The organism is Mesorhizobium sp. M1329 (assembly GCF_040318035.1).
Taxonomy (GTDB): domain Bacteria; phylum Pseudomonadota; class Alphaproteobacteria; order Rhizobiales; family Rhizobiaceae; genus Mesorhizobium.
The window spans coordinates 58,728-83,918 of the sequence record NZ_JAMYLN010000013.1 but is presented as its reverse complement, the minus strand read 5'-3'; the positions used below and the strand labels follow the sequence as shown (position 1 = coordinate 83,918).

General features: G+C 61.9%; 21 protein-coding genes. 10 read left to right on the top strand and 11 right to left on the bottom strand.

The features are described 5' to 3' along the window. Window positions 1-15: 15 nt before the first annotated feature. From NKH21_RS15595 to NKH21_RS15565, 7 genes are all read right to left on the bottom strand, one after another. The gene (locus tag NKH21_RS15595) at window positions 16-1,572 is read right to left on the bottom strand and encodes a class I adenylate-forming enzyme family protein (protein WP_352662022.1); all 1,557 of its coding nucleotides are present in this window, start codon (window positions 1,570-1,572) and stop codon (window positions 16-18) included. Next, window positions 1,569-3,584 (bottom strand): asparagine synthase (glutamine-hydrolyzing), encoded by a 2,016-nt coding sequence (gene asnB / locus NKH21_RS15590; RefSeq protein WP_352865981.1) that lies wholly within the window; start codon window positions 3,582-3,584, stop codon window positions 1,569-1,571. Before asnB ends, NKH21_RS15595 begins: the two co-directional genes overlap by 4 nt. A gap of 3 nt (window positions 3,585-3,587) precedes the next feature. Further along, window positions 3,588-4,571: an NAD(+) synthase gene (gene nadE, locus NKH21_RS15585; RefSeq protein ID WP_352662392.1), complete on the bottom strand. Its 984-nt coding sequence runs from the start codon at window positions 4,569-4,571 to the stop codon at window positions 3,588-3,590. Next, a complete protein-coding gene (locus NKH21_RS15580; protein WP_352662016.1) occupies window positions 4,568-7,306 on the bottom strand; it encodes an AMP-binding protein in 2,739 nt (912 codons plus the stop codon). The genes nadE and NKH21_RS15580 overlap by 4 nt, the downstream gene beginning before the upstream one ends. 222 nt (window positions 7,307-7,528) lie before the next feature. Further along, on the bottom strand, window positions 7,529-7,777 hold the full coding sequence (locus NKH21_RS15575; RefSeq protein ID WP_352662013.1) for a hypothetical protein: 249 nt from the start codon (window positions 7,775-7,777) through the stop codon (window positions 7,529-7,531). A gap of 374 nt (window positions 7,778-8,151) precedes the next feature. Next, window positions 8,152-9,051 (bottom strand): proline iminopeptidase-family hydrolase, encoded by a 900-nt coding sequence (locus NKH21_RS15570; RefSeq protein ID WP_352662011.1) that lies wholly within the window; start codon window positions 9,049-9,051, stop codon window positions 8,152-8,154. Between the two features lie 173 nt (window positions 9,052-9,224). Then, the gene (locus NKH21_RS15565) at window positions 9,225-9,950 is read right to left on the bottom strand and encodes a LuxR family transcriptional regulator (protein ID WP_352865977.1); all 726 of its coding nucleotides are present in this window, start codon (window positions 9,948-9,950) and stop codon (window positions 9,225-9,227) included. Between the two features lie 300 nt (window positions 9,951-10,250). Here NKH21_RS15565 and NKH21_RS15560 point away from each other — a divergent pair, with 300 nt between their 5' ends. The 10 genes from NKH21_RS15560 to NKH21_RS15515 all read left to right on the top strand — a co-directional run bounded on the left by NKH21_RS15560 (window position 10,251) and on the right by NKH21_RS15515 (window position 20,934). Continuing rightward, window positions 10,251-11,924 (top strand): ABC transporter substrate-binding protein, encoded by a 1,674-nt coding sequence (locus tag NKH21_RS15560; RefSeq protein WP_352865974.1) that lies wholly within the window; start codon window positions 10,251-10,253, stop codon window positions 11,922-11,924. Window positions 11,925-12,031: 107 nt separating this feature from the next. Beyond that, entirely contained in the window at window positions 12,032-13,060 is a 1,029-nt protein-coding gene (locus NKH21_RS15555; protein WP_352662002.1) for an ABC transporter permease, read from the top strand. Further along, window positions 13,060-14,034, top strand: a complete 975-nt coding sequence (locus NKH21_RS15550) for an ABC transporter permease (RefSeq protein WP_352661999.1) — start codon at window positions 13,060-13,062, stop codon at window positions 14,032-14,034. Before NKH21_RS15555 ends, NKH21_RS15550 begins: the two co-directional genes overlap by 1 nt. Next, window positions 14,024-15,049 (top strand): ABC transporter ATP-binding protein, encoded by a 1,026-nt coding sequence (locus NKH21_RS15545; RefSeq protein WP_352661996.1) that lies wholly within the window; start codon window positions 14,024-14,026, stop codon window positions 15,047-15,049. Before NKH21_RS15550 ends, NKH21_RS15545 begins: the two co-directional genes overlap by 11 nt. Next, window positions 15,046-16,038 (top strand): ABC transporter ATP-binding protein, encoded by a 993-nt coding sequence (locus NKH21_RS15540; protein WP_352661993.1) that lies wholly within the window; start codon window positions 15,046-15,048, stop codon window positions 16,036-16,038. Before NKH21_RS15545 ends, NKH21_RS15540 begins: the two co-directional genes overlap by 4 nt. 325 nt (window positions 16,039-16,363) lie before the next feature. After that, window positions 16,364-17,572, top strand: a complete 1,209-nt coding sequence (locus NKH21_RS15535; RefSeq protein WP_352661990.1) for an ABC transporter substrate-binding protein — start codon at window positions 16,364-16,366, stop codon at window positions 17,570-17,572. Window positions 17,573-17,583: 11 nt separating this feature from the next. Further along, a complete protein-coding gene (locus NKH21_RS15530) occupies window positions 17,584-18,357 on the top strand; it encodes an ABC transporter ATP-binding protein (RefSeq protein WP_352661987.1) in 774 nt (257 codons plus the stop codon). After that, complete coding sequence (locus NKH21_RS15525; RefSeq protein ID WP_352661984.1) at window positions 18,350-19,060, top strand: ABC transporter ATP-binding protein; 711 nt, start codon at window positions 18,350-18,352, stop codon at window positions 19,058-19,060. Before NKH21_RS15530 ends, NKH21_RS15525 begins: the two co-directional genes overlap by 8 nt. Before the next feature lie 7 nt (window positions 19,061-19,067). Beyond that, window positions 19,068-19,955, top strand: coding sequence for a branched-chain amino acid ABC transporter permease (locus NKH21_RS15520; protein WP_352661981.1), 888 nt, complete (start codon window positions 19,068-19,070; stop codon window positions 19,953-19,955). 1 nt (window position 19,956) lies between these two features. Continuing rightward, on the top strand, window positions 19,957-20,934 hold the full coding sequence (locus tag NKH21_RS15515; RefSeq protein WP_352661978.1) for a branched-chain amino acid ABC transporter permease: 978 nt from the start codon (window positions 19,957-19,959) through the stop codon (window positions 20,932-20,934). A gap of 19 nt (window positions 20,935-20,953) precedes the next feature. On the opposite strand, the gene NKH21_RS15510 is transcribed toward NKH21_RS15515, so the two are convergent. Genes NKH21_RS15510 through NKH21_RS15495 form a run of 4 tightly spaced genes read right to left on the bottom strand, consistent with a single transcriptional unit; the run spans window position 20,954 to window position 24,986 of the window. Next, a complete protein-coding gene (locus tag NKH21_RS15510; protein ID WP_352865967.1) occupies window positions 20,954-22,132 on the bottom strand; it encodes an ABC transporter ATP-binding protein in 1,179 nt (392 codons plus the stop codon). Beyond that, the gene (locus tag NKH21_RS15505) at window positions 22,125-23,267 is read right to left on the bottom strand and encodes an extracellular solute-binding protein (RefSeq protein ID WP_352661973.1); all 1,143 of its coding nucleotides are present in this window, start codon (window positions 23,265-23,267) and stop codon (window positions 22,125-22,127) included. Before NKH21_RS15505 ends, NKH21_RS15510 begins: the two co-directional genes overlap by 8 nt. A 22-nt stretch (window positions 23,268-23,289) precedes the next feature. Beyond that, window positions 23,290-24,111: an ABC transporter permease gene (locus tag NKH21_RS15500; protein WP_352661970.1), complete on the bottom strand. Its 822-nt coding sequence runs from the start codon at window positions 24,109-24,111 to the stop codon at window positions 23,290-23,292. Then, window positions 24,108-24,986, bottom strand: coding sequence for an ABC transporter permease (locus NKH21_RS15495; RefSeq protein WP_352661967.1), 879 nt, complete (start codon window positions 24,984-24,986; stop codon window positions 24,108-24,110). The genes NKH21_RS15500 and NKH21_RS15495 overlap by 4 nt, the downstream gene beginning before the upstream one ends. Between the last annotated feature and the right edge of the window lie 205 nt (window positions 24,987-25,191).

The window sequence follows — 25,191 nt, the reverse complement described above, 5'->3', positions numbered from 1 at the left end:
CGCCCTGGTACCGACTCATGACAGGGCCGTTTTTTTGAGCTTACCCGTGTCGGTCATCGGCAGACTGGGTACGATGACGATGGACTTCGGAACCATGAAGTTTTCCAGCCGTCTCTGGCACTCTTTCTGCAACTGCTTTTCACCGATCATGCTTCCTTGCTCCATCACGACAAATGCCTTCACTGCTTGCCCGAGCAGCTCGTCCGGAACGCCGATGACCGCGGCTTCCCGTACGCCCGCAATGTTCATCAACACGTTTTCCACCTCCTTCGGCGCTATCTTCTCTCCGCGCGATTTTATGATCTCGTCGCCGCGACCGACAAAGTAGAGGTAGCCCTCGGCGTCCATCCGGCAGTAGTCGCCGGTGTATAGGACCTGCTCACCCGGCAGCGGGCCGGGCTTGAGCTTCCTGGCTGTCGCCTCCGGCTTGCCCCAATAGCCCTTCATCACCGTCGCTCCGCGGATGACGAGCTGACCAACGATGCCGGGGCCTACCCGCCTGTCATGCTCGTCGACAATCCACATTTCCGTATTGGGGATAGCGATCCCGACGCTCGACGGCTTCCGCTCCAGATCCTCCGGCGGCAGGTAGGTGCAGCGCTTGCATTCGGTAAGGCCGTACATCGAATAGATGCGGGCGCCAGAAAACAGCTCCTGCAGCAGGAGAATGTGCTTGAGCGGCAGGGCGGCCGCAGTGTTCGTGACGTAGCGAATACTCGAAAAATCCTGATCCCTGAGAGACCTGAGCTCCCCGAGTGCGGCGAAGATGGTCGGTACGCCGGGAAAACCCGTCACCCTTTCTTGCTTGATCAGCCCAAGGATCTGCGCCGGGAAGGCGAACGAGCGCTCAAGCACCAGCCGGGCGCCCGCGCCGAATGCCATGATCATCTGGTAAAGACCGTAGTCGAAGGCGAGCGGCAGGACATTGAGGATCACCTCGTCTTCGGCAAGCGCCAGGTATGAGGAAATCGAGGCGCATGCGGCAATCATGTTTCGGTGCGTCAGCATCACGCCCTTGGGCTCGCCCGTCGAGCCGGACGTATAAATGATCGCAGCGAGATCGATGTCGATGCAACGGCGCGCGGGCGGCGTGCTGCGGGCTGCCGCGACCGCGGCGTCCCAGCGCACAGCATGCGGCAGTTCTTGCAGATCGCTGCGTTCGATCGGCCCGGAGACGATCATGCGGCGCAACGATGGGCAATTCCGCGCCGGCTCCCTGAAAATCGAGTGCAGGTGTTTGTCGGTGATCAATGCCGTCGGGCGGCAATCGTTGAGCAGATAATCAAGCTTGTCGCTTTTGGTGAGCGGATTGACGATGCACACCACGGCGTTGGCCTTGAGCACCGCCCAGAACGCAACGACGGCCTCGACAGTGTTGTCGGCGAAGACCACCACGCGATCGCCACGCGCAATTCCGGCATCGGTCAAATGGTGCGCTATGGCGTTCGAACGCATATCGAGATCGCCATAAGTGACACGTTGATTGCCGCACACCAGGGCCACCTTGCCGCCGAGCCGGCTGGCAGAGTGGGTGAGATAGTCGTTTAGGAGCGGTACGGCGCCATGCATCATGCGAGCACCTCTTCGCGATGCACGCGGTCGATATCGATGCTGAGCTTGAGCGTGCGGGCCCCACTTGGACGGCTCGCGATAAATTGCCGATGGAGAAGCTGCGTCGACAGCACCCCGACCAGCGCCATATTGTCGGAGTTGGACAGGTCGCCGCCGCCGGCGCTGGCCTGGCACTTGCTCAGGAGCCGGGTAACCGACTTGGGATCGAAGACGTTCGCTTCGCGCAGCGCCGCCTCCGAAAGTGCTTCGCGAATGTAGGCCGGAGCGCCATCTGCGACGAAGCAAAGCGCGTTGGGAGCCCGGTAAGGCTGCTTCTTGCGGGTGACGATTTCCGACGGCACGATCGGTTGCGCGACGCGCTTCAGCACATGCTTTTCATCGAGCACACGCAGCTTGTAGGCGGCCGGAAGCGAATTCGCGAGTCTCACGAGTTCATGATCGAGGAATGGGAAGCGCCCCTCGACGGAATGAGCCATCAGCATCCTGTCCCCCTGTGAGGAAAGCAGGTATCCCGACATCAGCGTCTGAATCTCTATGTACTGGTCCTGCGCAAGAGAGCCCCATCGCGAAAACTCCGCCGGCAGACGGGCAAGCAGCTCGGACACGGCATTGCGGCGCTCCGTTTGGGCGCGCATGTCTGCCGAAAACAGCCGCTTGATGGCGCTTGTGGTACGCCAGCGCGTGCCATGCGCAAAACCAGGCGCGTCAGAGGCGTGGATATCGCGCCCGAAGAACTGGCGTGCCATCGCCTGCTGCTGCACCGGCGAGCGGCTGAGATAGGGATAGAGGCGCTCCAGCAGCCGTGAGCGTCGCGTCGAGGCGGGCTGGCGTCCCCAGAAGCGGCGGACCTTGCCCTCGCGGAACAAATCGTAGCCGGCGAACATTTCGTCGGCCCCTTCGCCGGTCAGCACGACCTTGATGCCATGCTGGCGCACCAGTCTCGAGAGCAGGAACAGCGGCGCCGGTGCGGTCCTGAGGATTGGCCGCTCGGCGTGGTAGATCACCTCAGGGAAGATGCCAGCGATATCGCTGCGCGAAACAACCACCTCATGATGGTCACTGCCGGCCACGCCGGCAACCAGGCGCTGGAAATGCGTCTCATCATACTCGGCGTCGGCAAAACGCAGCGAGAAAGTCTGGAAGCGCTCGCCCGCGAAGCGTCTCCCCAGCGTGGCGACCAGCGAGCTGTCGAGCCCGCCGGACAAATAGCAGCCGACTGGCACGTCGGCGCGTACTATCCTGAGCGCCGTCGCGGCTTCCAGGGCGCTGCGCACTTCCTCCACCGCGTCATCAAGCGAGCCGGTGAATTCATCGGGTCCGTCAACCTCTGGATAGTCAGGCTTCCAAAAAGCCCGCTCCCGGACGACGCCGCTTTCATAAATACGAATGCGCCCCGGCGTAAGTTCGCTTACTCCTCCAAACACGCCCTGTGGCGGCGTGACAGTCCAAAGTGTGAAAGTCTGATCGATGCCGGCTGGATCGAAGGCGCGAGGTATGTCCGCATCGGCCGCGAAAATGGCCTTCACCTCGCTGGCGAAGTAAAGCCGTCCGCCATGCTCGCAAAAGTGCAGCGGGCAGATGCCGAACCGATCCCGCGACAAGACGAGACGACCTGCCACGGAGTCCCAGATGGCGACTGCCCACTGCCCATTCATCCGCTCGAAGGCGGCCTCGCCCCAAGCATGATAGGCATGGACGATGACCTCGGTGTCGCTGCGTGTGCGGAAGCGATAACCGAGCGCGACCAGGTCTTGTCGCAGCTCGACGTAATTGAAGATTTCGCCGTTGAAGACGATCCACATTGTGTCGCCCGCGCCGGCGAGTGGCTGCTGGCCGCTTGCGAGATCGATGACGGACAGGCGGGCATGCGCCAATCCCGCACGTCTGTCCCGGTAAAGGCCGCGCTCGTCCGGGCCGCGATGCGCCAGCGCGCCCGCCATGCGTATCAGCGCATCCCTGGAAGGGGGCGCCGCTGCGGCGCTCAGCGACACAATTCCGGCGATGCCGCACATCGCCTAGCCCTCGCCCATTGAAGAGGACACCAAGGGCCGCGCGTGAAGATAACGTGCGGCGCGCCGCTTGCTGTCGATATCCTTGAAAACCTTCTGGACCTGCATCACGGTGAGGCCGGTTGCCTCAGCGACGTCTTCGTCGGCGATCCCATGGTTCAAGCCGTAGAGGCACAAATCCATCAGATAATAAGGAAGCGCGAAGTAGAACTCCTCCTGACTCTGCGCCATCGAGAAGGTGTCCGTGGTGGGCGGTCTGCGCCGGACCTCGTCCTCCACCCCAAGATATTCGGCCAACTGATAGACCTGGGTCTTGTAGAGGTGGACGATTGGCATCAGATCGGCAATTCCGTCGCCCTGTTTGACAAAGAAGCCCTGGTCGTACTCCAGGCGGTTCGGCGTGCCCGCTACCGCGTAGTTGAGGCGGTCGGCATGGTAGTATTCGGTCATCTTGCGCAGGCGCTGCTTGTAGTTGGTTGCAGCGACGATCTGCAGATAGGCTGCCGACGGCAGACGCACCGTGGCGGTCCTGCCCTCGGGGTCCTGGACCGTGAGGCGCGTGATGTTGAGACCGTTGCTCTCGAGAACCGAAGCGAGCACCAGCTTGCATTTCCAGCCGTCCCCATATTCGGGAACGACGGTCTGGATTGCTTCGGTCTGCCGTCTATAGGCGCCGATCGCTTCCAGGGCCGGCGCTATATCCTCCAGGATCGTTTCGATACCAAGCTGTGCGGCGACAATGCGGCCGAGCCTCAGTGAGTCGCCGGAGGAATGGCGCTCCGGCATGAATATCCCGAGGACTTTGCCTTTCCCAAAGGCGCGAACACACAACGCCGCGACGACGGAGCTGTCGATGCCGCCTGAGAGGCCGACAACCACCCCTCGACGTCGCAGCGTGCCGAAGACCTGCTGGCGCAAGATCTGGACGATGCGATCGACTTCCGCGCCAGCGTCGAGCACCAGCGCGTCTTTGCCGAATGTTGAGATCAGGTCGATGGCTTGTACTCCAGTTTGCGAGACTCGATTGGCGAATAGGTTTTCGCCACCGCTTTCTCGATAAGGGGACGATTGGTGGCGACGTGAGGCTCTACAACCAGATCGATGTGGCTGCCGACGATCGGAATCACGTCCAGATGGGCGAAGACGCTATCCCAGCCGATTGCCAGAGGCATTCCGGGTCGAGCACAGCGGAACAGGGTGCCGGTGATCGGCAGAGCCGGCTTTGGCTCGGCCACCCACTGGAAGAAGGCTTGCGCGCGCAAAACCTCTTGCAATTCCAGTTTGGTTCTAAAGCTCGTCGCGTTGAACTGTCCTTGAGCGAAGCGGTCGAGAAGCTGGACCAGTTGCGCCTCTCGCCGCATTTTCACGGCGACTTTCGCAAGGGCGCGGCAAGTCATCCGGTAAGCGGACACGCGGTTGGTTCGGATTCGATTGAATGTGCGCGTAAACGTCTCCCAGCGGGCGCTTCGCTCACCGACGAGGCTGGTGTCGAGGATGCCGAGGAACTTTACGGTTCGCCCCGCTGCCAGCAGCCGCGCCGCAACTTCGAAGGCAACAGCGCCGCCGAGCGAATGGCCGAGAAGTCGTACATGGCCCGAGGGTTGGGCGCGGCGGATCTGGTCGACGGCGGCGTCGGCCATATCGGCGAGGCTGTCTTTTCCGCGCAGTATCATAGCCAGGGCCGGATACCTGATCGGGGCAACGCGGGTCACCTTGCCCATCGCTGCTGCAAAGGCAGCAAGGCTCGGGCCATAGCCGACGGACCCCGGGAACAGAAAAAGAATGGGAGGGTCGTGCTTCTGGGCGCGCTCGCTTTGATCGCCTGCCTGGGCGGACACGACCGCCTTGACCATTTCCTCCAGGCTCATCCCGACGGTGAACGCCTCAAGGCCGAGTTCCTGCCCGATGGCGCTTTCGATTTCCATGACGCAGTGCAGCAGCTTCAGCGAATCTCCTCCGGCGTCATCCCAGCGTCCTGCCGCCACGCGCGTATTGAGAATGCTGGTCCATGCCCGCTGGACGACCTGCTGCGCGGTCAGCTTGCCTCGCGGCTCGAGCGGACGCGCGGTCGCCGCTGTCTCTCTGGCTGAAAGATCCATCTCTGCAAGTGTCGTGATGTCGACTTTGCCGCTCGGCAGACGCGGAATCTCGGCGATCGTGTGCAACCGCAAGGGACGCAGCGGCGGCGGCAGATTGGTCCTGACAAGCTGGCGAAGCTCGTCCGAAAAGGTCGCTTCGGCCGAGCGCCGAGGAACAGCAAAGGCGACAAGCTCATTCGCGGCCGTCACGATTGCCACGGCATCCGCGACAGAGGGTGCACAACGCAGCACCCGTTCGAGTTCGGCTGGCTCGACGCGTCGACCGTTGATTTTTACCTGGCGCCCCTTGCGACCGACGATGTGCAGTAGGCCTTGATCATCAAGTCGAACGAGGTCACCTGTCGCGAAAATCCGAAGGCCTGGATCGTCCGGGTCTGATGTTGCCGGTACAACCGCCCCGTCCTCCCAATGGCCAAGCAAGACATACGGACTCCTGATCAGAAGCTCTCCGCTGCGGCCCGGTTGAACGCGGCGACCCGCTTCGTCGACAATTGCGAAGGTGATTCCAGGCAGCAGTCCGCCAACTGGAACCGAATCTCCATGCTCCGGCCAGTCTCGCGGCAGGAACCATTGCGAGCCGGTGGTCTCGGTTGACGAGTAACCGATCTGGATAAGGCACGTATCGGAGACGGCCTTGCGCAGCAGGGCGATGTCGGTCCAGGGCACTTTCTCGCCACCGATCCGGGCGACTCTGAGTGAATGGAACGCTTCTGCAGGTCCGTCTGCCATAAGCGCGCGAAGCAGTGCCGGCACCAGATAGGTGATTGTCACGTTTTCGGATCGCACCAGGCGTTGAACGGCGCGCAAGCCGACCGCTTCGACTTCGACCAGATGCAAGGTGGCGCCGGTGAGAAGAGCTGCAAGAATCTCCCGGCACCCGGCGATTGTGGCGGGTCCCGTCAATGGCAGGAAAACATCATCCGAGTTGATGTGGCATGCATCGACGTATTGCTGGACCCGGCACAGCAAGCTGCGCTGGCTGTTAACGATGCCTTTGGGCCGGCCCGTACTCCCTGACGTATAAAGCACGATGGCGGGCGCATCGACCGGGACGGAATAAGACCGAGGCACTTGCCCAGCCGGCGAGGCGGCACTGGTCGACACATCGATCCAACTGACCCGGTGAGGCAAACCATCGGGTCGGACATTGCCCTCGCCCAGGACAGCTGAGAGCCGCGCTCCGGCCACGATTTCAAGGATCCGCGAGCTAGGATCTCGCGCGTTGAGTGGCACCGAAGGCCGCCCAGCCGTCATGCTTGCCAGCATGGCAATGGGATACCAGGCCGAGTTGGCCTGAAGAATCCCTATCGCCTGTCCGTCTGGGACGGTCGCCGCGATCTGGTGGGACAGCGCCTCGACTGACCGGAGGAGCTGGGAATAGGTCAGACGATTGGCGCCGTCGCTGATTGCAAGCTTGTCGGGGTACTGGCGGACGACATTTCTCAGGTGATCGAAGGCCGCAATGTTGGTAAAATCGACGCCCAATCGTTGAAATGGGCGCAGTACGGGACCACCCTGATCCAGTGCGTATTGTGCGACACTTGACCAATTATCGGAGGTCGTTGTCTGACAATCCACCGCTAGATCCTGATCCGCGACTTGTGATCCCAAATATGCCGAAGACATGAGTTGCCTACGCTAAGATTAGGGTCACTTATCGCCCCCCGCCCCAATCTTTTCATCGATCATTCTGATGATGCCCTGATCTTCCCTCAAGCAAGCCGCCGGCGGAGCCAATCATGCCAGGCTCGCTGGCTGTGTGGTGCGCATGACACGGACACATGCCAAGGCGGGATCGAAGACCAAGGTGGGGTCGAAGACGGAATTGCCGCTATTCGGGCATATTGCCTATTCGGTGGTTCTCCCGGGCGATACCGGCGATACTTCGGTGTCGGAATAGCTGCCGGGGACGAAACAATATGCATAGATCTGTCCCCGATTTTCGTCGGTCACGCGGATCCAATCCTTTTCCCACGTTCGGAAGGTAATACGCCCGCCCGTCATCATCGCTGCGGCTCTGAACGGACTCGGCGCGTTGACAACGCGCACCGAGATAACATCGTCACCGTCCATGCGCTCGACGAGATACGTCTGCATGAAAGCCTCCCCATGCCCCGCTAGATCACCCGTACTTTAACGCCGGCTAATGAATTCGGTTGCAACTGCTTAGCGAAACTTTGGGTCCGATACTTTCCGTACCCACCGGCAACAGGGTCCCCTCCCACGCCGTGTCCGTCAGGTTTTCAGCGACGGGATGCCAGTTCAGGGGAAGGCAAGCTGATTCCGGCATGCCGGTGACATGCCAATCTGCGTCGCAACGTTAGGCCTCCGCGTGGCGTCGCGATCACGGAGCATCACAATGCGCCGGCGGAGGCATGGGACAGCGGGCTGCTCGAGGTTTCTGAACCTGCCTTCACGACGACTGCGCCGTGTCGACGATCCGTTGGAACAGAAGGCCGGGTGCTGGAACGTCAATCGTGTTTGGCCAGAAAGCGTCCGACGGCGGTGAGGCAGTCGTGCTTTTCCTCCACATGCGGCATGTGGCTGGAATTCGGGAAGACCAGGCCTTCAACGTGCGGAATATGATCCAGAAAGGGCTGGACGCAGGCTTCGGTCGCTTCGTCGTAGAAGCCGCGGAAAACCAGGGTCGGCGCCTCGATCCGATACAGGCGGTCAACGATGGTCCAGTCCCGCATCGTGCCGATGACGTGGAACTCATTGGGACCATTCATGGTGTGATAGACGGTCGGATCTTCCTCGATTGCCGCAAATGTCCGGGCGACCTCTGGCGGCATCGGAACGACGCGACAGACATGACGGTCGTAGAAAGCCTTCGTCGCCGCAACATATTCGGGGTGATCGGTGGTTCCCGCCGCTTCGTGCCGGTCGAGCGCACTTTGCGCATCGGCTGGCAACTCGGCGCGCAATTGCCGGGCTCCTTCCACCCACAGCGCCATCGAGGCCAGCGAATTGGCCAGGATCAATGCCTTGAGCCCCTCAGGGCGGCGCACGGCGTGCTCGGCCGAGAGTATGCCGCCCCAGGACTGGCCGAGCAGGGCATAATGGCCGGCAATGCCGATATGGGCGAGCAACGCATCGAGTTCGCCCAGGAAGAAATCGACGGTCCAGAAGTCACCGCCCTTGTCCGGCAGATGGGTCGATTTGCCGTTGCCGATCTGATCGTAGTGGATGACGGCTCGCCCGGTTCCGGCAAGCTCCTTGAATGAGTCCACATAGTCGTGGGTGCAGCCCGGTCCACCATGAGCGACGACCAGGGGCAGCTTGCCCGACCCGAGGTCCCCGGTCACACGGTACCAGGTGCGATAGCCCTTGTAGTCGCTAAATCCTTCGGTGATCGCATGTGCCGTCACAGTCCAAGCTCCGCATCATGGCGCGGCAGGAGCCACTTTGGTGCACCCCTCCCAAGCCTTGTTTGCGGCCGACGGTACTAAGCGGCCCGGCGCATTTACAGCTAGCACTATTTATAGGTTGGCCGGTTATGGGTTTGCCCGAGCCAAGGCCGATCGCCCGCAGGTCGCGAGCCTCAATGCTCCGGTTCGAGCAGCCGGTAATGGGCGGCGAGCGCGATGGCATGGAAGCGGTTGCGCGCACCAAGCTTTCGCGTCGCCGCGTTGAGGTGCAGCGTTGCGGTAGGTACCGCACGGCCAATCTCACGCGCGACCTGCTTGGCCGTCAGTCCGGCAGCGGCCAGGCGCAGGCACTGGCGTTCGCGCGACGTCAGATGGACATGTTGGCAGGTGCGGATCCCGGCGTCGAAACCGGCGTAGACGGAGTCATGCAGCAGATGACCCAGATCGCCGATCTCGGCGATGAAGGGTCTGGCTTCGAGCTCGAATCCGGCCTCCGGCTCGGCACGGATCGCGGTGAAGGTGGCGAGATCGCCGCCGGCAAGGCGAATGGGTACGGTGACGCCGCAGGTCATCCTGGTGTCAAGCAAATAGCTGACCACAGGATCGTGCTTGGACTGGAGCACGCGCTGCATGACGGTGCTCTGAACGCCGTTGTGCGACCAGAGAAACGGTCTCGATACGGTGAGCGCGGCCTCCTGCACCGGATCAAGCTGATAATATCCGCCCTTGCACCAGAGATCCTGCATGTCGCGCGGCACGTTGCGCAGAGCCATCAGCGAGGGCGTGATAAGGTCGCCCTTGTGACTGACCGGCACGGGCGTATAGTCGTAGATGAATGCGGTGAAACCGATCGGCTCCAGCACCTCCGTTGCCGCCGCCATGGCAGCGTCGATGCTCATTCCAGTTCGGAACCGGCTCTCTAGATCGCCTGGAAGGCTTTGCATCCGGCAAGCTTACCCGCTGATGATTGCTTGTCAAATAGCCATGTCGGCCGGCTGCTCAACAAATAGGCGGGATAAGCCTGTCCGACCCTATCTATCTTAATAGCTATCCCGTCCGGCTTCGCTCGCCGTAGTCTTTTGCGATTGGGCCAAGTAGCGGACGCCGTTCGCAACCCCAGCACTGTTTTTAGCCGCGCGATGGTCGAGCGACCGGGCTCAGCGCGGCAAAAGCCGACACGCCTCCATGAGGGAACAAATATGAGACTCCAAAAAGCATTTACAGCGTTGATACCCGGGCTGGCTCTGCTCGGCGTGACGATGATGTCGCCGGCAAGCAGTGCCTTGGCCGCCGAGGGCAAGCCAGGCGGCACGCTCCGATTGCTGGCCAATGCCGCCGCAGGCACCGCCGATCCGCACATCAATTACACGCTGCAGTATTTCCAGATCAATTATGTCCTCTACGATGGCCTGGTGACCTACAAAAAGGCCGGGGACAAGACCGGCTTCGAGGTCGTCGCGGATCTGGCGGAAAGCCTCCCGCAGGTCGAGAACGGCGGCAAGACCTATGTCTTCAAGCTGCGCAAGGGCATCAAATTCGCGGATGGCTCGGACGTCACCACGAAAGATGTGGTCGCTTCGTTCCAGCGCATCTTCAAGATCAGCGGGCCGACGGCCGGGACCTTCTACAAGGGCATCGTCGGCGCGGATGCGTGCTTGAAGGCGCCGGCTGCATGCACCCTCGACGGCGGCCTGTCGGTTGACGATGCGGCCGGAACCATTACCTTCAACCTGGTCCAGCCAGACGCCGAGTTCCTGCAGAAGCTGGCCGTTCCACATGCGTCGATCCTGCCGGCGAGCGCGCCGCTCAAGGACGCCGGCACCGATCCGATCCCGGGTACCGGACCCTACATGATCGCCAGCTACGACCCCAACAAGCTGATGAAGATTGTGCGCAATCCTCACTTCAAGGAATGGAGCAAGGAAGCGCAGCCGTCCGGATATCCGGACGAGATCGACTATGAATTCGGCCTGACCGACGAGGCGGCGGTGACGGCGGTCGAGAATGGGCAGGCGGACTGGATGTTCGATCCGCCGCCGTCCGACCGACTCGCCGAACTCGGCACCAAATATGCCAAGCAGGTCACGGTTCACCCGCTGACGGCGATGTGGTATGCGCCGATGAACACCAATCTGGCGCCGTTCAACGACATCCGCGTTCGCCAGGCGGTGAACTTCGCGATCGACCGCGCCGCGATCGTCAAGCTGTTCGGCGGCAGCAATCTGGCGCAGCCGGCCTGTCAGATCCTGCCGCCGGGCTTCCCGTCATTCGCAGCCTATTGCCCGTTCACCACCAATCCAGGTGAGAAGTGGTCCGCGCCGGATATGGACAAGGCCAAGCAATTGGTCGCTGAATCGGGAACCGCAGGTCAGGAGGTGACGATCATCACCGAGGACACCACGGTCGCGAAGGCGATCGGCGTCTACCTGCAGGATGTGCTCAACCAGCTTGGCTACAAGACGTCGGTCAAGCCGATCTCGCAGAACATACAGTTCACCTACATCCAGAACACCAACAACAAGGTGCAGATTTCGATCTCGCAATGGTTCCAGGATTACCCGGCGCCATCGAATTTCCTGCAGGTCTTGTTCAGCTGTGCCTCGTTTACGCCGGGCTCCGACGCCTCGGTCAATATTTCGGGATTCTGCGACAAGTCGATCGACGCATCGATGGACGAGGCAGAGGCAGCCACCATCGCCGATCCGGCCAAGGGCGCGACACTCTGGACCGCCATCGACAAGGCCGTGACGGACAAGGCTCCGGTCGCTGTCCTGTTCACGCCAAAGCGCGTCGATGTGATCTCTTCCAGACTGAAGAACTTCACCTTCAGCCCGCAATTCTACTGGATCGTCAGCCAGTCCTGGGTGGAATAGCCAACCGGAGCCAATGCGACGGAGTGCCGCTGGCTCTCCGTCGCATTTCCTTTTCCGGCGGATCAGCGCATCTTCCAGGCCGAGATTTTTCCCAGGCAATCCTGTTCATGGTCAATGTCATTGCGGACCCGCCCGCCATCCCGGTTCGCAGGGCCACCGATGGCCCGTGGCGAACCGCGTGGCGCAAGCTGAAAGGCGATCGTTCGGCAATATCGGCCTTCGCCGTGCTCGTCGTCATCGTGATCGCCTCGCTCGCGGCGCCGCTTTATGCGCGATACGTCTCCGCCACCGATCCATTTGTGACCAATCTCAATGGCGAGATCGTCGTCGATGGGGTGACCCAGCCGGTGCTGCAGCCCTCCACGGAAGGCCTTGGCCTCGGCATGACGCCGATCGGGCCGACCTGGCGCATCGGCCCCTATATGCTCGGTGCCGACAACCAGGGCCGTGACGTGGTGGCGCGGCTGCTTTACGGCGGACGGGATTCGCTGTTGATCTCGGGTGCTGCAGCGGTGCTGTGCCTCGTGTTCGCGACATTCCTGGGGGTCGTTTCCGGCTTCTTCGGCGGCATCGTCGACATCGGCCTGTCGCGCATTCTCGACGTGCTCTGGGCCTTTCCGATTTTCCTGTTGGCGATTTCGTTGTCGATCGTGCTGATTGCGCAGAGCATCCAGATCGGTCCATTCGAAATCCGCTCCGGCAGCCTGTGGCTACCGGTCTTCATCATCGGCATCGTCTATGTGCCCTATGTGGCGCGGCCGATCCGCGGCCATGTCCTGACCTTGATGCATGCCGAATTCGTCACCGCTGCGATCGGCCTAGGCGCGTCGCCCTGGCGCATCCTTTTGCGCGACATCATGCCCAATGTGGTGACCCGCATCATCGTTTTCGTGCCGTTGATCCTGGCGCTCAACATGATGACGGAATCCTCGCTGTCGTTCCTGTCGATCGGCGTGCAGCCGCCGGATGCCAGCTGGGGCACGATCATCCAGGACGGCCAGGGCCTGCTCTATTCGCGGCCGGTCGTGGCACTGGCGCCGGGGCTAGCCATTGTCATCACGGTCCTGGCCCTCAACATTCTGGGCGACGGCGTGCGCGACGCGCTCGATCCGAAATCCTCGCCGAGGGGCGTCTAGTGGTTGCCGCGCTCGGCTTCCGGCTTGGTCAGATGGTGCTGGTCATGTTCGGCATCAGTGTCGTCGCTTTCCTGATCTTTTTTGCGACGCCCGGCGCTGATCCATCGGCGCGTATTGCCGGCCGCAATGCTTCGCAAGAGACGTTGATCCAGGTGCGCCACGATTTCGGTCTCGACCGGCCATTGCCGGTACAATATGGGCTGATGATGAACCGGCTTTTCGTCAGCCGCGATCTCACCTCCTTCGTCAATCGCGGGCAGCGCGTCATTCCGACCGTGATAAGCGCCATTCCCGTGACGCTGTCGCTGGTCGGCGGCGCGGCAGTGCTGTGGGTGCTGGGTGGACTGATTGTCGGGGTGATCGCAGGCGCAACGCGCGGGACATTCATCGATCGCGCGCTGATGATCCTGAGCTTGGTAGGCGTGTCGATTCCGGTCTTCTGGCTGGGCGAGGTCGCCAACCTGCTGACGCAAAGCCGCTGGCACGACAGTTGGCTGTTTTCCTGGGTTCCTCCGCTCGGCTACATCCCCCTGACCGAGAATCCCTGGGGCTGGTTCAAGGCGCTCGTCATCCCGTGGTTCACGCTGGCAACCCTTTATGTCGGCCTCTACGGCCGGGTGCTGCGGGCAAGCCTGATCGAGATGATGCAGGAGGATTTCATCCGCACCGCCCGGGCCAAGGGGATCGGCGAGCGGCGGGTGCTGCTACATCATGGCCTCAGGACCTCGCTGGTCGCATTCGTCACCATGTTCGGCCTCGATTTCGGTGCCCTGGTCGGCGGCGGCGCGCTGCTGACCGAAGTGGTCTTCGGACTGCAGGGCGTCGGAAAACTCACCTATGAGGCACTGCAGACGCTCGATCTGCCGATGATCCTGGCCACGGTGATCTACGCCGCCTTCTTCGTGGTGATGGCTAACTTCGTCGTCGACGTGGTCTTCGTCATCATCGACCCGAGGGCTCGCGATGTCGGCTGATGCTCCTCTTCTGGTGGTCAAGGACCTCACCGTCTCCTTCCGCAGCGACGAGGGCCTGGTGCGCGCGGTGGGAGGTGTTTCGTTCTCCGTCGAGCAGCGCGAGATCGTCGGTGTGGTTGGCGAATCCGGTTCGGGCAAAAGCCAGACCTTGCTCGCCATCATGGGGCTGATCGACAGCCCCAACGCTATAGTCTCCGGTTCCATCCGTTTCATGGGACAGGAGCTGATCGGGCTCAAGCGACGTGCGCTCGATGCCATTCGCGGCCGCCAGATCGCGATGATCTTCCAGGATCCGATGTCGGCGCTCACCCCGGTGCATACCATCGGCAATCAGATCAGCGAGCAGGTGCGCGCGCATGAAAAAGTGTCGGCGAAAGCGGCACGGGCGAGGGCCGTGCAATTGCTGGACGCGGTCGGCATCGCAAATCCGGATCGGGTCGTCGACAGCTACCCGCACCAGCTTTCCGGCGGCATGCGCCAGCGTGCGGTGATTGCCATGGCGCTCTCCTGCAACCCGGTGCTGCTCGTCGCGGATGAACCGACTACAGCCCTCGATGTTACGGTGCAGGCGCAGATCCTCGAACTGATCGGACGATTGCGCGACCAGTTCGGTTCCGCGGTGATCCTGGTCACGCACGATCTTGGCGTCGTCGCCGAAGTCGCGGACCGGGTACTGGTGATGTATGGCGGACGCTTTGTCGAGGAGGGCGGCAAGAGCAGCGTGTTCCGGGCGCCGCTGCATCCCTACACATGGGGCTTGTTCGGCTCGATCCCGCCGATGGAGGGACCACGTCCAGCCCGGCTTGCTGCCATTCCGGGAATTCCGCCCTCGCTCTCCAACCTGCCGAAAGGCTGCGCCTTCGGCCCCCGCTGCGCCTTTCGCCACGACGCCTGCCTGGCTGAGCTGCCGATCATGCAAGGCGAGAGCCATCGCGCCGCCTGCCGGTTGCCGGAGCCTACGCGCAGGCAATTCGCTGCCCAGAGGCCTGGCGGCGTGGTGGAGATGCAACGATGAATGCCATGCCACGCGAACGTCCGCTGCTTCGTGCCGGCGACCTGTCGAAGCGCTATAGCGTCGGCCGCTCGATCTTCCCGGCGCGGCGCCGGACCGTGCATGCGGTCGATACGGTGTCGCTCGACATCTGGCCCGGGGAGACCCTCGGCATCGTCGGCGAGTCCGGTTGCGGCAAATCCACGCTTGGCCGGTGTCTGGTGCGTCTGACCGAAATCAGCTCGGGGTCGCTGGAATTCGAGGGCCGCGACATCAGCGACGCTTCCCAGCGTCAGCTCCGTCCGCTGCGGCGGCAGATGCAGATGGTCTTCCAGGATCCCAGCGCTTCGCTCAATCCGCGCCGGCGGGTCGGCGATCTTCTGGCCGATCCGTTCCGCATCCATGAACGCCTCTCGGCATCGGAAATGGCGGACCGCGTGGCCGAGCTCCTGCGCCGGGTCGACTTGTCGCCCCAGCACGCATCGCGCTATCCGCACGAATTCTCCGGCGGCCAGCGCCAGCGTATCGGCATCGCCCGCGCGCTGGCGCTGCGGCCACGACTGATCGTGGCCGACGAGCCGGTCTCGGCGCTCGACGTGTCGATCCAGGCGCAGATCGTCAATCTGCTCGCCGACCTGCGCGAGGAGTTCAACCTGACTTATGTCTTCATCGCTCACGACCTTTCCGTGGTGCGTCAGATCTCGAGCCGTGTGGCGGTGATGTATCTGGGATCGATCGTGGAGAGCGGGCCGACCGACGAGGTCTTTGCGGCGCCCAGACACCACTACACCGCGGCGCTGCGTTCCGCCGTGCCGATACCTAGCATCGACCGGGCGCGGCGCGGCCGGCTGGTGCTCAAGGGTGACCTGCCCAGTCCGATGAGCCCACCCTCGGGGTGCCGGTTCCACACCCGTTGCCCGGCTGCCACCCCGATCTGCCGCAGCGAGCGTCCGCTTCTCCAAAGCATTGGCGAGGGCCGCCTGGTTGCTTGCCATCATCCAGCCGACGGTTGACGATGGGAATTCTCGTTCAGCGATATCGGATCAGGACCGTTCAGCCGTAATCGCCCTTTCGGCGAGGATAGAGGCCGATCTGGACGCCGCACGATCCGGCGCTATCTTGCGCTTCGGCGGCCGGGCATCGCGAATGCCTAATACTAAAGTAACTGTTCTCGCGTTGCCGAGCGATGCTACGATTTGAAGGACGGGCATAGGCGGCCGTATAGCGCTGCGCGATCTGGCGCCGGAGAGGACGGAATGTGGGAGGCCACTCTTCGTGCCGCAGCAGGCAGCCGCCGACATGATTCCTGGTTGTCGACCATAAGGGAGGAAGTCACCAATGAAGATATCGTACCTGGTCTCGGCCGCGCTTCTTGCAGCGACTGCGATGCCTGCCGCAGCCGCCGAGATTTCCGACGGCAAGGTCAAGATCGGCATTCTCAACGACCAGTCGGGCGTCTATGCCGATTTCGGCGGCAAGTGGTCGGTCGAGGCCGCCAAGATGGCGGTCGAGGATTTCGGTGGCAAGGTGCAAGGTGCGCCGGTCGAGATCGTCAGCGCCGACCACCAGAACAAGCCGGACATCGCCTCCAACATTGCGCGGCAGTGGTATGACACCGAACAGGTCGATTCCATCATGGAACTGACCACCTCCTCGGTGGCGCTCGCCGTTCAAGGGATTTCTAAGGAAAAGAAGAAAATCGACATCGTCACCGGCGCGGCGACCACCGAGCTAACCGGCAAACAGTGCTCGCCCTATGGCTTCCACTGGGCCTACGACACGCATTCGCAGGCAGTGGGGACCGGTGGCGCTCTCGTCCAGCAAGGCGGCGACAGCTGGTTCTTCGTCACAGTCGATTATGCATTCGGATATTCGCTCAAGGAGCAGACCGCAAAGTTCGTCGAGAGCCATGGCGGCAAGGTGGTTGGCGAGGTGCGTTACCCGCTCGGCTCGACCGACTATTCATCCTTCCTGCTGCAGGCGCAATCGTCGGGCGCCAAGGTCATCGGCCTGGCGAATGCCGGCCTCGACACCTCCAACTCGATCAAGCAAGCGGCCGAATTCGGTATCGTGCAGGGCGGCCAACGTCTTGCAGCCCTTCTGTTCACGCTGGCCGAGGTGCATGGGCTCGGCCTCGAGGCAGCGCAAGGCGTGGTGCTGACCGAAGGTTTCTACTGGGATCGCGATGACAAGAGCCGCGATTTCGCCCAGCGGTTCTTCAAGCGCACCAACCGCATGCCGAACATGATCCAGGCCGCCACCTATTCAGCGGTGACCCAGTATTTGAAGGCGATCGACAAAGCCGGCACCGATGGAACCGAGGCGGTCGCCAAGGAATTGCATGCGATGCCGGTGAACGACGTCTTTACGGCAAACGGCAAAGTGCAGGCCGACGGCAACATGGTTCACGACATGTATCTTTATCAGGTCAAGTCGCCGAGCGAGAGCACCAAGGAGTGGGACTATTACAAACCGCTCGCCACGATCCCCGGTAACGAGGCGTTCCTGAGCGCCAAGGAGAGCGGCTGTCCCACGGCCGGCGAGTGATTGGCGGACCGATGCCGCCGCCTGAACCGAATGAGCCGCGGGTAGTGCTTTCCGCCCGCGGTTTGCGGCGCGACTTCGCCGGCTTTGTTGCGGTCAGGAATGTCGATCTCGACCTCTACCACGGCAATATCCACGCACTGATCGGACCTAACGGTGCCGGCAAGACCACCGTCTTCAACCTGCTCACCAAGTTCCTGCCGCCGACCAGCGGCAGGATCGAACTGCTCGGCCACGACATCACCCGCACCTCGCCGGCCAAGGTCGCGCGGATGGGCCTGGTGCGCTCGTTCCAGATATCGGCGGTGTTTCCGCATCTCAGCGTGCTCGATAATGTGCGCGTTGCGCTGCAGCGGCCGGGCGGGCTCAGCGTTCAGTTCTGGCGCTCGCTGGCGGCCCTCGACCGGTTGACGCCGCGCGCCGAGGAGCTTTTGCGGTCGGTCGGCCTCGACGATGCCAAGAACAGGCCCGCCGCCGATCTCTCCTATGGCAGGAAACGCGTGCTCGAGATCGCCACGACGCTGGCGCTCGACCCGAAAGTGCTGCTGCTCGACGAGCCGATGGCCGGCATGGGGCATGAGGATGTGCGCACAGTTTCCGACATCATCCGCTCGGTCGCCAAGGAGCGCGCGGTGCTGATGGTCGAGCACAATCTGACTGTTGTAGCCGATCTTTGCGACTGGATAACCGTCATGCAGCGCGGCGAAATCCTTGCCGCCGGCGACTACGCCACGGTCAGCCGCGACGAGCGGGTGAGGATCGCCTACATGGGCACCGCCGATGAGTGATGCCGCGCCGCTGCTCGCAGTCCGCGGCCTCAACGCCTGGTATGGCGAGAGCCATGCGTTGCATGGCGTCGATCTAGAGGTCTTTCCAGGTGAAACGGTGACGTTGCTGGGCCGCAACGGCGTCGGCAAGACCACGACATTGCGCGCCATTATCGGGCTGATTCGCCAGCGGACCGGGCAGATTTTTTTCGACGGCAAGGATTTGATGCGCCTGCCGTTGCACCGGACCGCGCATCAAGGCATTGGCCTGGTGCCGGAGGAACGCGGCATCTTCGCAACATTGACCGTGGACGAGAATTTGGTCTTGCCGCCGATCGTCGCCGAGGGTGGCATGAGCGTGGAGGAAATATTCGATCTCTTCCCCAATCTGAAGGAGCGCCGCAACAGCCCCGGCACCAGGCTGTCGGGCGGCGAACAGCAGATGCTGGCGATCGCGCGCATGCTCAGAACCGGCGTGAAAATGCTGCTTCTCGATGAGCCGACCGAGGGCCTGGCTCCGGTCATCGTGCAGCGCATCGGCGATCTGCTGGCAACGATGAAAAAACGCGGCATGACGATCCTGCTGGTCGAGCAGAATTTCCGCTTTGCCAGCCGCGTCACCGACCGTTTCTACCTGATGGAGCACGGCAAGGTCGTGGCGGGCTTTCCGGTCGGCGAACTGCCGGATCGCATGACGCTGCTGCATGAAGTGCTGGGTGTATGATGGCGCCATGATGATGATCTTCGGAATACCCGTTCAGGCATTCCTCGGCCAATTGCTGGTCGGCCTCATCAACGGCTCGTTTTACGCAATGTTGAGCCTGGGCCTGGCTGTCATATTCGGCCTGTTGCGCGTCATCAATTTTGCCCACGGCGCGCTCTATATGCTCGGCGCCTTCATCGGCTACCTGCTTCTCACCCGGTTCGGCATCGGCTACTGGCCGGCTCTGATCCTGTCGCCGCTGATCGTCGGCGGCTTCGGCGTCGTGGTCGAGCGCCTGGCGCTGTCGAGGCTTTACGACATCGACCCGCTCTACGGGTTGCTTTTCACCTTTGGCCTCGCGCTCGTGCTCGAAGGAGTGTTCCGTTACTACTATGGCGTATCGGGAAGCCCTTATTCCGTGCCGCCGCTGCTCTCCGGGGGAACCAATCTCGGCTTCATGTTCCTGCCTAATTACCGCGGCTGGGTGGTGGTCGCCTCGATGATCGTCTGTTTCGGCACCTGGGCGCTGATCGAGAAGACCAGGCTGGGCTCCTATCTGCGCGCGGCAACGGAGAACCCCGGCCTGGTGCAGGCTTTCGGCGTCAACGTGCCGTTGCTGCTGACCCTCACCTACGGCCTCGGCGCCGCTCTTGCCGGGCTTGCAGGGGTTCTCGCCGCGCCGATCTATCAGGTGAGCCCGCTGATGGGATCTGACCTCATCATCGTCGTCTTCGCCGTCGTCGTGGTCGGCGGCATGGGATCGATCCTCGGGGCGATCGTCACCGGTTACATGCTTGGCCTCGCCGAAGGCCTGACCAAGGTTTTCTATCCCGAAGCCTCCAATCTGGTGGTCTTCGTCATCATGGCGATCGTGCTTCTGGTCCGGCCAGCCGGCCTGTTCGGAAGGGATGCCTGAGATGGCCGAACTCTCACTTCGCGAGACGCGCGGCAAAAGTTCGGTATGGCTTGAATGGACGCTGGTGGGGCTCGGCATCCTGGCGCTGCTGGTGGCGCCTTTCTTCGTCTATCCGATCTTCCTGATGAAGATGCTGTGCTTTGCGCTGTTTGCCTGCGCGTTCAACCTTCTGCTCGGCTACACCGGGCTGTTGTCCTTCGGCCACGCGACATTCTTCGGCGGGGCGGCCTATTTTACCGCATACGCGGTCAAGGTCTGGGGCTGGCCGCCGGAAGCGGGCATCCTGCTCGGTGTCCTGGGAGCCGCGCTGCTCGGCCTTGTGATGGGCTTCTTTGCCATCCGCCGGCAAGGCATCTATTTCGCCATGATCACGCTGGCGCTGTCGCAGATGTTTTTCTTCTTCTGCGTGCAGGCGCCGCTCACCGGAGGTGAGGACGGCATCCAGGGCGTGCCGCGCGGCAGGCTACTTGGAATGCTCGACCTGAACGTCTCGATCAACATCTATTATTTCGTGCTGGTGGTCTTCCTGATCGGCGTGTTCGCCATCTGGCGCATCATCAACTCGCCTTTCGGCATGATCCTGCGTTCCATCCGGGAAAACGAGAGCCGGGCCATTTCGCTGGGGTATTCCGTCGCCAACTACAAGCTGGCGGCTTTCGTCATGTCGGCAACATTGGCCGGGCTGGCCGGTGCGCTCAAGGCGATCGTTTTTCAGTTTGCCACACTCACCGACGTCACCTGGCAGATGTCGGGCGAGGTGATCCTGATGACGCTCCTCGGCGGCATCGGCACCATGGTCGGGCCGATCATCGGCGCCAGTCTGGTCGTCGGCCTGGAAAACACGCTCGCCACCTCCAATTTTCCGGTGACCATCGCCACCGGCCTGACCTTCATGGTCTGCGTGCTGGTTTTCCGGCGCGGTATTGTCGGTGAGTTCTATGCGCGGTTTCTCGGACCAAAGGGTGACGCGAAAGACTGAACGGCTCGGTTCCGCCTCGCTATGCGATGCGTAAACCTTGCGCGTCGAGAAGCACGCAGCCCAGCGGATCGAAGCAGACATCGACCGTTTCGCCTTCACGCAGCGGCTGGCCATCGATCAGCGTGTTGGCGCGCACCAGCGTGCCGGCGCCGATGTCGATCTCGTAGACCGCATTGCCGCCGAGATAGGAGGTCGAGACGATCCGTCCCGCCAGCCTGTTGGCAGCACCTGATGTACCGACGGTGAGCTTCTGCGGGCGAACGACGACGGTGACCGCGCTGCCAATCGCGAGCGCCTTCGGCGCGGCTGCTTTTACCACATGGCCGCTGGCCAGCGCGATCGTTGCCATCTTGCCGTCTATCACTGTCACGCTGCCGGGCAGCATGTTGGCCTTGCCAAGGAAATTGGCCACGAATGCGGTGGCCGGCTGGTCATAGACCTGCGCGGGGGAGCCGATCTGCTCGATCAGGCCGGCGTTCATTACAACGATATGGTCGGACATCGACAAGGCTTCTTCCTGGTCGTGCGTCACGAAGATAGCGGTGATGCCCGTCTCCCTCTGGATTTTCTTGATCTCGACGCGCATGTCCTCGCGCATATTGGCATCGAGCGCCGACAAGGGCTCGTCCAGCAGCAGCACTTCCGGCTCGAAGACGATGGCGCGGGCCAGTGCGATGCGTTGCTGCTGGCCGCCCGAAAGCTGTGACGGCAGCTTTGTCTCACTGCCGGGCAGCCGCACCATATCCAGCGCCTTCTTGACCCGGCGCACGATTTCCGGTTTCGGCACGTTCCGGTATTTCAGGCCGAATGCGACGTTGTCGAAGACGTTCTTGTGCGGAAAGAGCGCGTAGTTCTGGAACACCAGACCAATGTTGCGCTTGTAGATCGGGATGTCGTCGACCCGCTTTCCGCCGATCGAGATCTGGCCACCGGAGATGTCGACCAGGCCCGCGATCGATCGCAGGATCGTCGTCTTGCCGCACCCGGACGGCCCCAGCAAGGTGACGAAACTACCCTTGCGGATCGCCAGTGAAAAATCGCGCACAGCGGCGAACTTGCCGTAGAAAATATCGATGTCGCGAAACTCGACCGCAGGCTTTTCTATAGGCTGCTGCCTCTCGCTCTGGGCGAGCGGGTCGCCATCAGCCCCGGCCGAAGCCGGCCGGGGCTGATGGTCGTGGCTGTTGTCGTCATGCACCTTTCGACACCCTGTCCCATTGCTTGGTCCAGGCGTCTTCGTTCTTCGCCCAGTAGAGCGGATCGGCGAAGGTCAGCGACTTCATCGATCCGGTCGGGTCGAAGGCCGGAAGTGCCGCGATCTTGTCGGTCAGCTTCACCTTGGTCGGGTCAAGCGATGGCGGATAGTTCTGGCCCTCGGCGACGGCGATCGACGTGGCCGGATCCAGCATGAAGTTGATCAGCTCCTCGCATTCGGCCATGGGCGAACCCTTGAGCACCAGCATGTCCTCCATCCATGCGTATGAGCCGGCAGGGTCGAGATAGCCGATCGGCTGGCCCTGCTGCTGCAGGGCGGCGACACGTCCTGACCAGGCGTCGGTGACGACGATCTCGTTGCGCGACAGGAGGTCCATGAGTTCCGCGCCGGAACTCCAGAACTTCTTGGCCAGGTCGCGGGTCTCGCGAACTTTGGCCCAGACCGCATCCATGTCCTGGATGTTGTTGGGGTCTTGTTTCGTCTGCAGCGCCGCATACCAGACGCGCGTCGTCATATCGGCGTAGCCGCCGATCTTGCCAGCATATTTCGTGTCGGTAAGCAGGTTGGCGCCCTTTTCCTTGGCTTCCTCCGGCGAGATGACCTTGTTGTTGTAGGCGATGCCGGTGGTGCCGTAATCATATGGCACTGCCGACAGCTTCGGCGTGATCTTGCGGAATGGCTCGATCATGGCGGTCAGCACATTCGCCATGTTCGGAATGTTCGCCTCGTTTATCTCCGAATTGAAACCGCCATTGACGTATTTGATGTAGTAGTTCACGCCGGAAGAATGGACGATCTGGAAGTCGCCCGGCTTCGACGTCTTGATCTTGGTGATGATCTCGTTCTCGTCGCCAAAGGTGCCCTGGACGACCTTGACCTTGGACTTGGCGGTGTAAGGCTGGAACGCGTACTTATCGATCGCCTCCTGCACCACGCCGCCCCATCCGTCGAAGCGCACTTCCGAAACCGCGGCCAGCGCCCGACCCGTCCAGGGCATGGAAAGCCCGGTGGCGGCGGCAGCGGCGGCCGTCAGGGTCAGGAATGATCGCCGGCTGATGTCGCCATTGGCATAGCGTTCGTTGAGCCGTTCCAGTCGTTTGGTGGTTGTCAGTTTCATTTCCATTCTCCCATTTTCATTTTCACTTGCCTGCCTTGAACCAGGTGAGGCTTTGCAGGATGAGCCCGCCAGCCAAGGGAATGCCGACCGTCAAAAGGATCATGACGGTCCCGAGCGCGTTCACCTCGGGGCTGATCGAGATCTTCAGCATCGAAAGGATTTGCGTCGGCATGGTCTCGACGCCCGCCGGCCGCCAGAACAGGCTGGCCGAGGTGTTGTCGAACGAAATGGTGAAAGCGAGCAGAACACTGGCAAGCACTGCGGGAATGAGCAGCGGCAGCGTGATCTCGCGGAATGTCGACACACGCGGCGCCCCGAGCGAAAGCGCCGCCTCCTCATAGGAACGTTTTATGCCGACCATACGCGCCTGGACGATCAGCACCACGTAGGGGAGCGTGAGCAGAATGTGGCCGAGCACCAGCAGCGTCATGCTGCGCGGCTGGTCGACGGCTTTGATCATGACCAGCAGGCCGACGCCGAGTATCGTTTCGGGGACCAGCGCGGGAAGAATGACAAGCGTGTTGATCGCCTGCTTGCCACGGAACTCGAAGCGCACCAGCGCCAATGCCGCCATGATGCCGAGCAGCGTCGTCACCGTTGCCGTCACCAGGGCAATCCACATCGATGTCCTGAAGGCGTCGAGAACCGGCTCGTTGGTGAGCAGCTTCTCATACCATCGCAGGCTGAAGCCGGTAAGGGGAAAGCCGCCGAACATCGAGGCGTTGAAGGAAAGCACGATCGTGGCGAGGATCGGCGCAAACATAAAGACGTAGACGCATACCGTGATCGCGCCGGTCAGCCGCCACGCCCATCTGCCTTCGCGATCGGGATGATCCGCTCTCATGCACTGAGGCCCTTCATGATCTGCGATAGGCCCATATAGCGGCTGTAGGCGGCCGCGGCCGCGCCGAGCAGGACGAACAGGACGATGGAAAGCGTGGCGCCCATCGGCCAATTGAGCTGCCCCATGATGGTATCGTAGATCAGGTTGCCGAACAGCGCATCGCGGCTGCCGCCGAGCAGCTGCGGCGTCACGTAGGAGCCGGCCGCCAGCACGAAGCAGAGCAGCAGCCCGGCGCCCAGCCCCGGCATCGATAGCGGCAGGGTCACTTCGCGGAACGCCTGCGCGCTGGTACAGCCCATCGAGCGGGCGGCGGCGATCAGCGTGCGGTCGATACTTTCCAGGCTGACATAGATGTTCAGGATCATATAGGGCAGCAGAAAATGCAGCAGCCCCATGATGACGGCGCCCTCGGTGTAGAGCATCGGCAACGGCTCGTTGATGACCCCCAGCCTGATGAGCGCGACGTTGATCAGCCCCTGTTCGCCGAGAATATGGATCCACGAGAACGTCCGGATAGTGAAGCTGATCCAGAACGGCACGATGAGCAGCAGCAACAGCAGCCATTTGTGCCTGAAGGTCGTGGCCCAGATGAAATAGGCGGGGAAATAACCAAGGATCGCGCAGATCACAGCGGTGATGGCGCCGACGCGAACGGTCTTCCAAAGAAAGCCGTGATAGTAACTATCGGTGAGGAATTCCTTCCAGTTGTCGAAGGTCAGCACCGCCGACTCCACCCCCGCGGTGACGAAGGTGAAAAATGTGTAGACCGTCATCATCGCGATTGGCAGCAGCAGAAGCAGGGTGAGCAGCAAAAGCGCAGGCGCGACGAGGACCCAGGCCAGTCGCTGATCGTATAATTTCCACCCTTTGGTCACGATCCGTCCAACCGGTTAAAGTGCAAGCCGCCATCACCGGGCTCGGCTCCGGACTAGATTGGGCGATAGGCGTTCAGGTGTCCACTCTGCATATGGCTCCTGCACAAATTCTGTGCAGGGCCACCGTACGACCACCGGCCTTGCTGGATTCAACAAATTGCTCGGCGTCCTGCCTGCGCATTGATTAAATCAGATATCCCGATAT

Excerpts from the sequence above, each read along its gene's own strand:
- NKH21_RS15595 (WP_352662022.1), bottom strand. The coding sequence starts at position 1,572 with ATGATGCATGGCGCCGTACCGCTCCTAAACGACTATCTCACCCACTCT.
- asnB (WP_352865981.1), bottom strand. The coding sequence starts at position 3,584 with ATGTGCGGCATCGCCGGAATTGTGTCGCTGAGCGCCGCAGCGGCGCCC.
- NKH21_RS15580 (WP_352662016.1), bottom strand. The coding sequence starts at position 7,306 with ATGTCTTCGGCATATTTGGGATCACAAGTCGCGGATCAGGATCTAGCG.
- NKH21_RS15575 (WP_352662013.1), bottom strand. The coding sequence starts at position 7,777 with ATGCAGACGTATCTCGTCGAGCGCATGGACGGTGACGATGTTATCTCG.
- NKH21_RS15565 (WP_352865977.1), bottom strand. The coding sequence starts at position 9,950 with ATGAGCATCGACGCTGCCATGGCGGCGGCAACGGAGGTGCTGGAGCCG.
- NKH21_RS15560 (WP_352865974.1), top strand. The coding sequence starts at position 10,251 with ATGAGACTCCAAAAAGCATTTACAGCGTTGATACCCGGGCTGGCTCTG.
- NKH21_RS15555 (WP_352662002.1), top strand. The coding sequence starts at position 12,032 with ATGGTCAATGTCATTGCGGACCCGCCCGCCATCCCGGTTCGCAGGGCC.
- NKH21_RS15545 (WP_352661996.1), top strand. The coding sequence starts at position 14,024 with ATGTCGGCTGATGCTCCTCTTCTGGTGGTCAAGGACCTCACCGTCTCC.
- NKH21_RS15540 (WP_352661993.1), top strand. The coding sequence starts at position 15,046 with ATGAATGCCATGCCACGCGAACGTCCGCTGCTTCGTGCCGGCGACCTG.
- NKH21_RS15535 (WP_352661990.1), top strand. The coding sequence starts at position 16,364 with ATGAAGATATCGTACCTGGTCTCGGCCGCGCTTCTTGCAGCGACTGCG.
- NKH21_RS15530 (WP_352661987.1), top strand. The coding sequence starts at position 17,584 with ATGCCGCCGCCTGAACCGAATGAGCCGCGGGTAGTGCTTTCCGCCCGC.
- NKH21_RS15525 (WP_352661984.1), top strand. The coding sequence starts at position 18,350 with ATGAGTGATGCCGCGCCGCTGCTCGCAGTCCGCGGCCTCAACGCCTGG.
- NKH21_RS15520 (WP_352661981.1), top strand. The coding sequence starts at position 19,068 with ATGATGATGATCTTCGGAATACCCGTTCAGGCATTCCTCGGCCAATTG.
- NKH21_RS15515 (WP_352661978.1), top strand. The coding sequence starts at position 19,957 with ATGGCCGAACTCTCACTTCGCGAGACGCGCGGCAAAAGTTCGGTATGG.
- NKH21_RS15505 (WP_352661973.1), bottom strand. The coding sequence starts at position 23,267 with ATGAAACTGACAACCACCAAACGACTGGAACGGCTCAACGAACGCTAT.
- NKH21_RS15500 (WP_352661970.1), bottom strand. The coding sequence starts at position 24,111 with ATGAGAGCGGATCATCCCGATCGCGAAGGCAGATGGGCGTGGCGGCTG.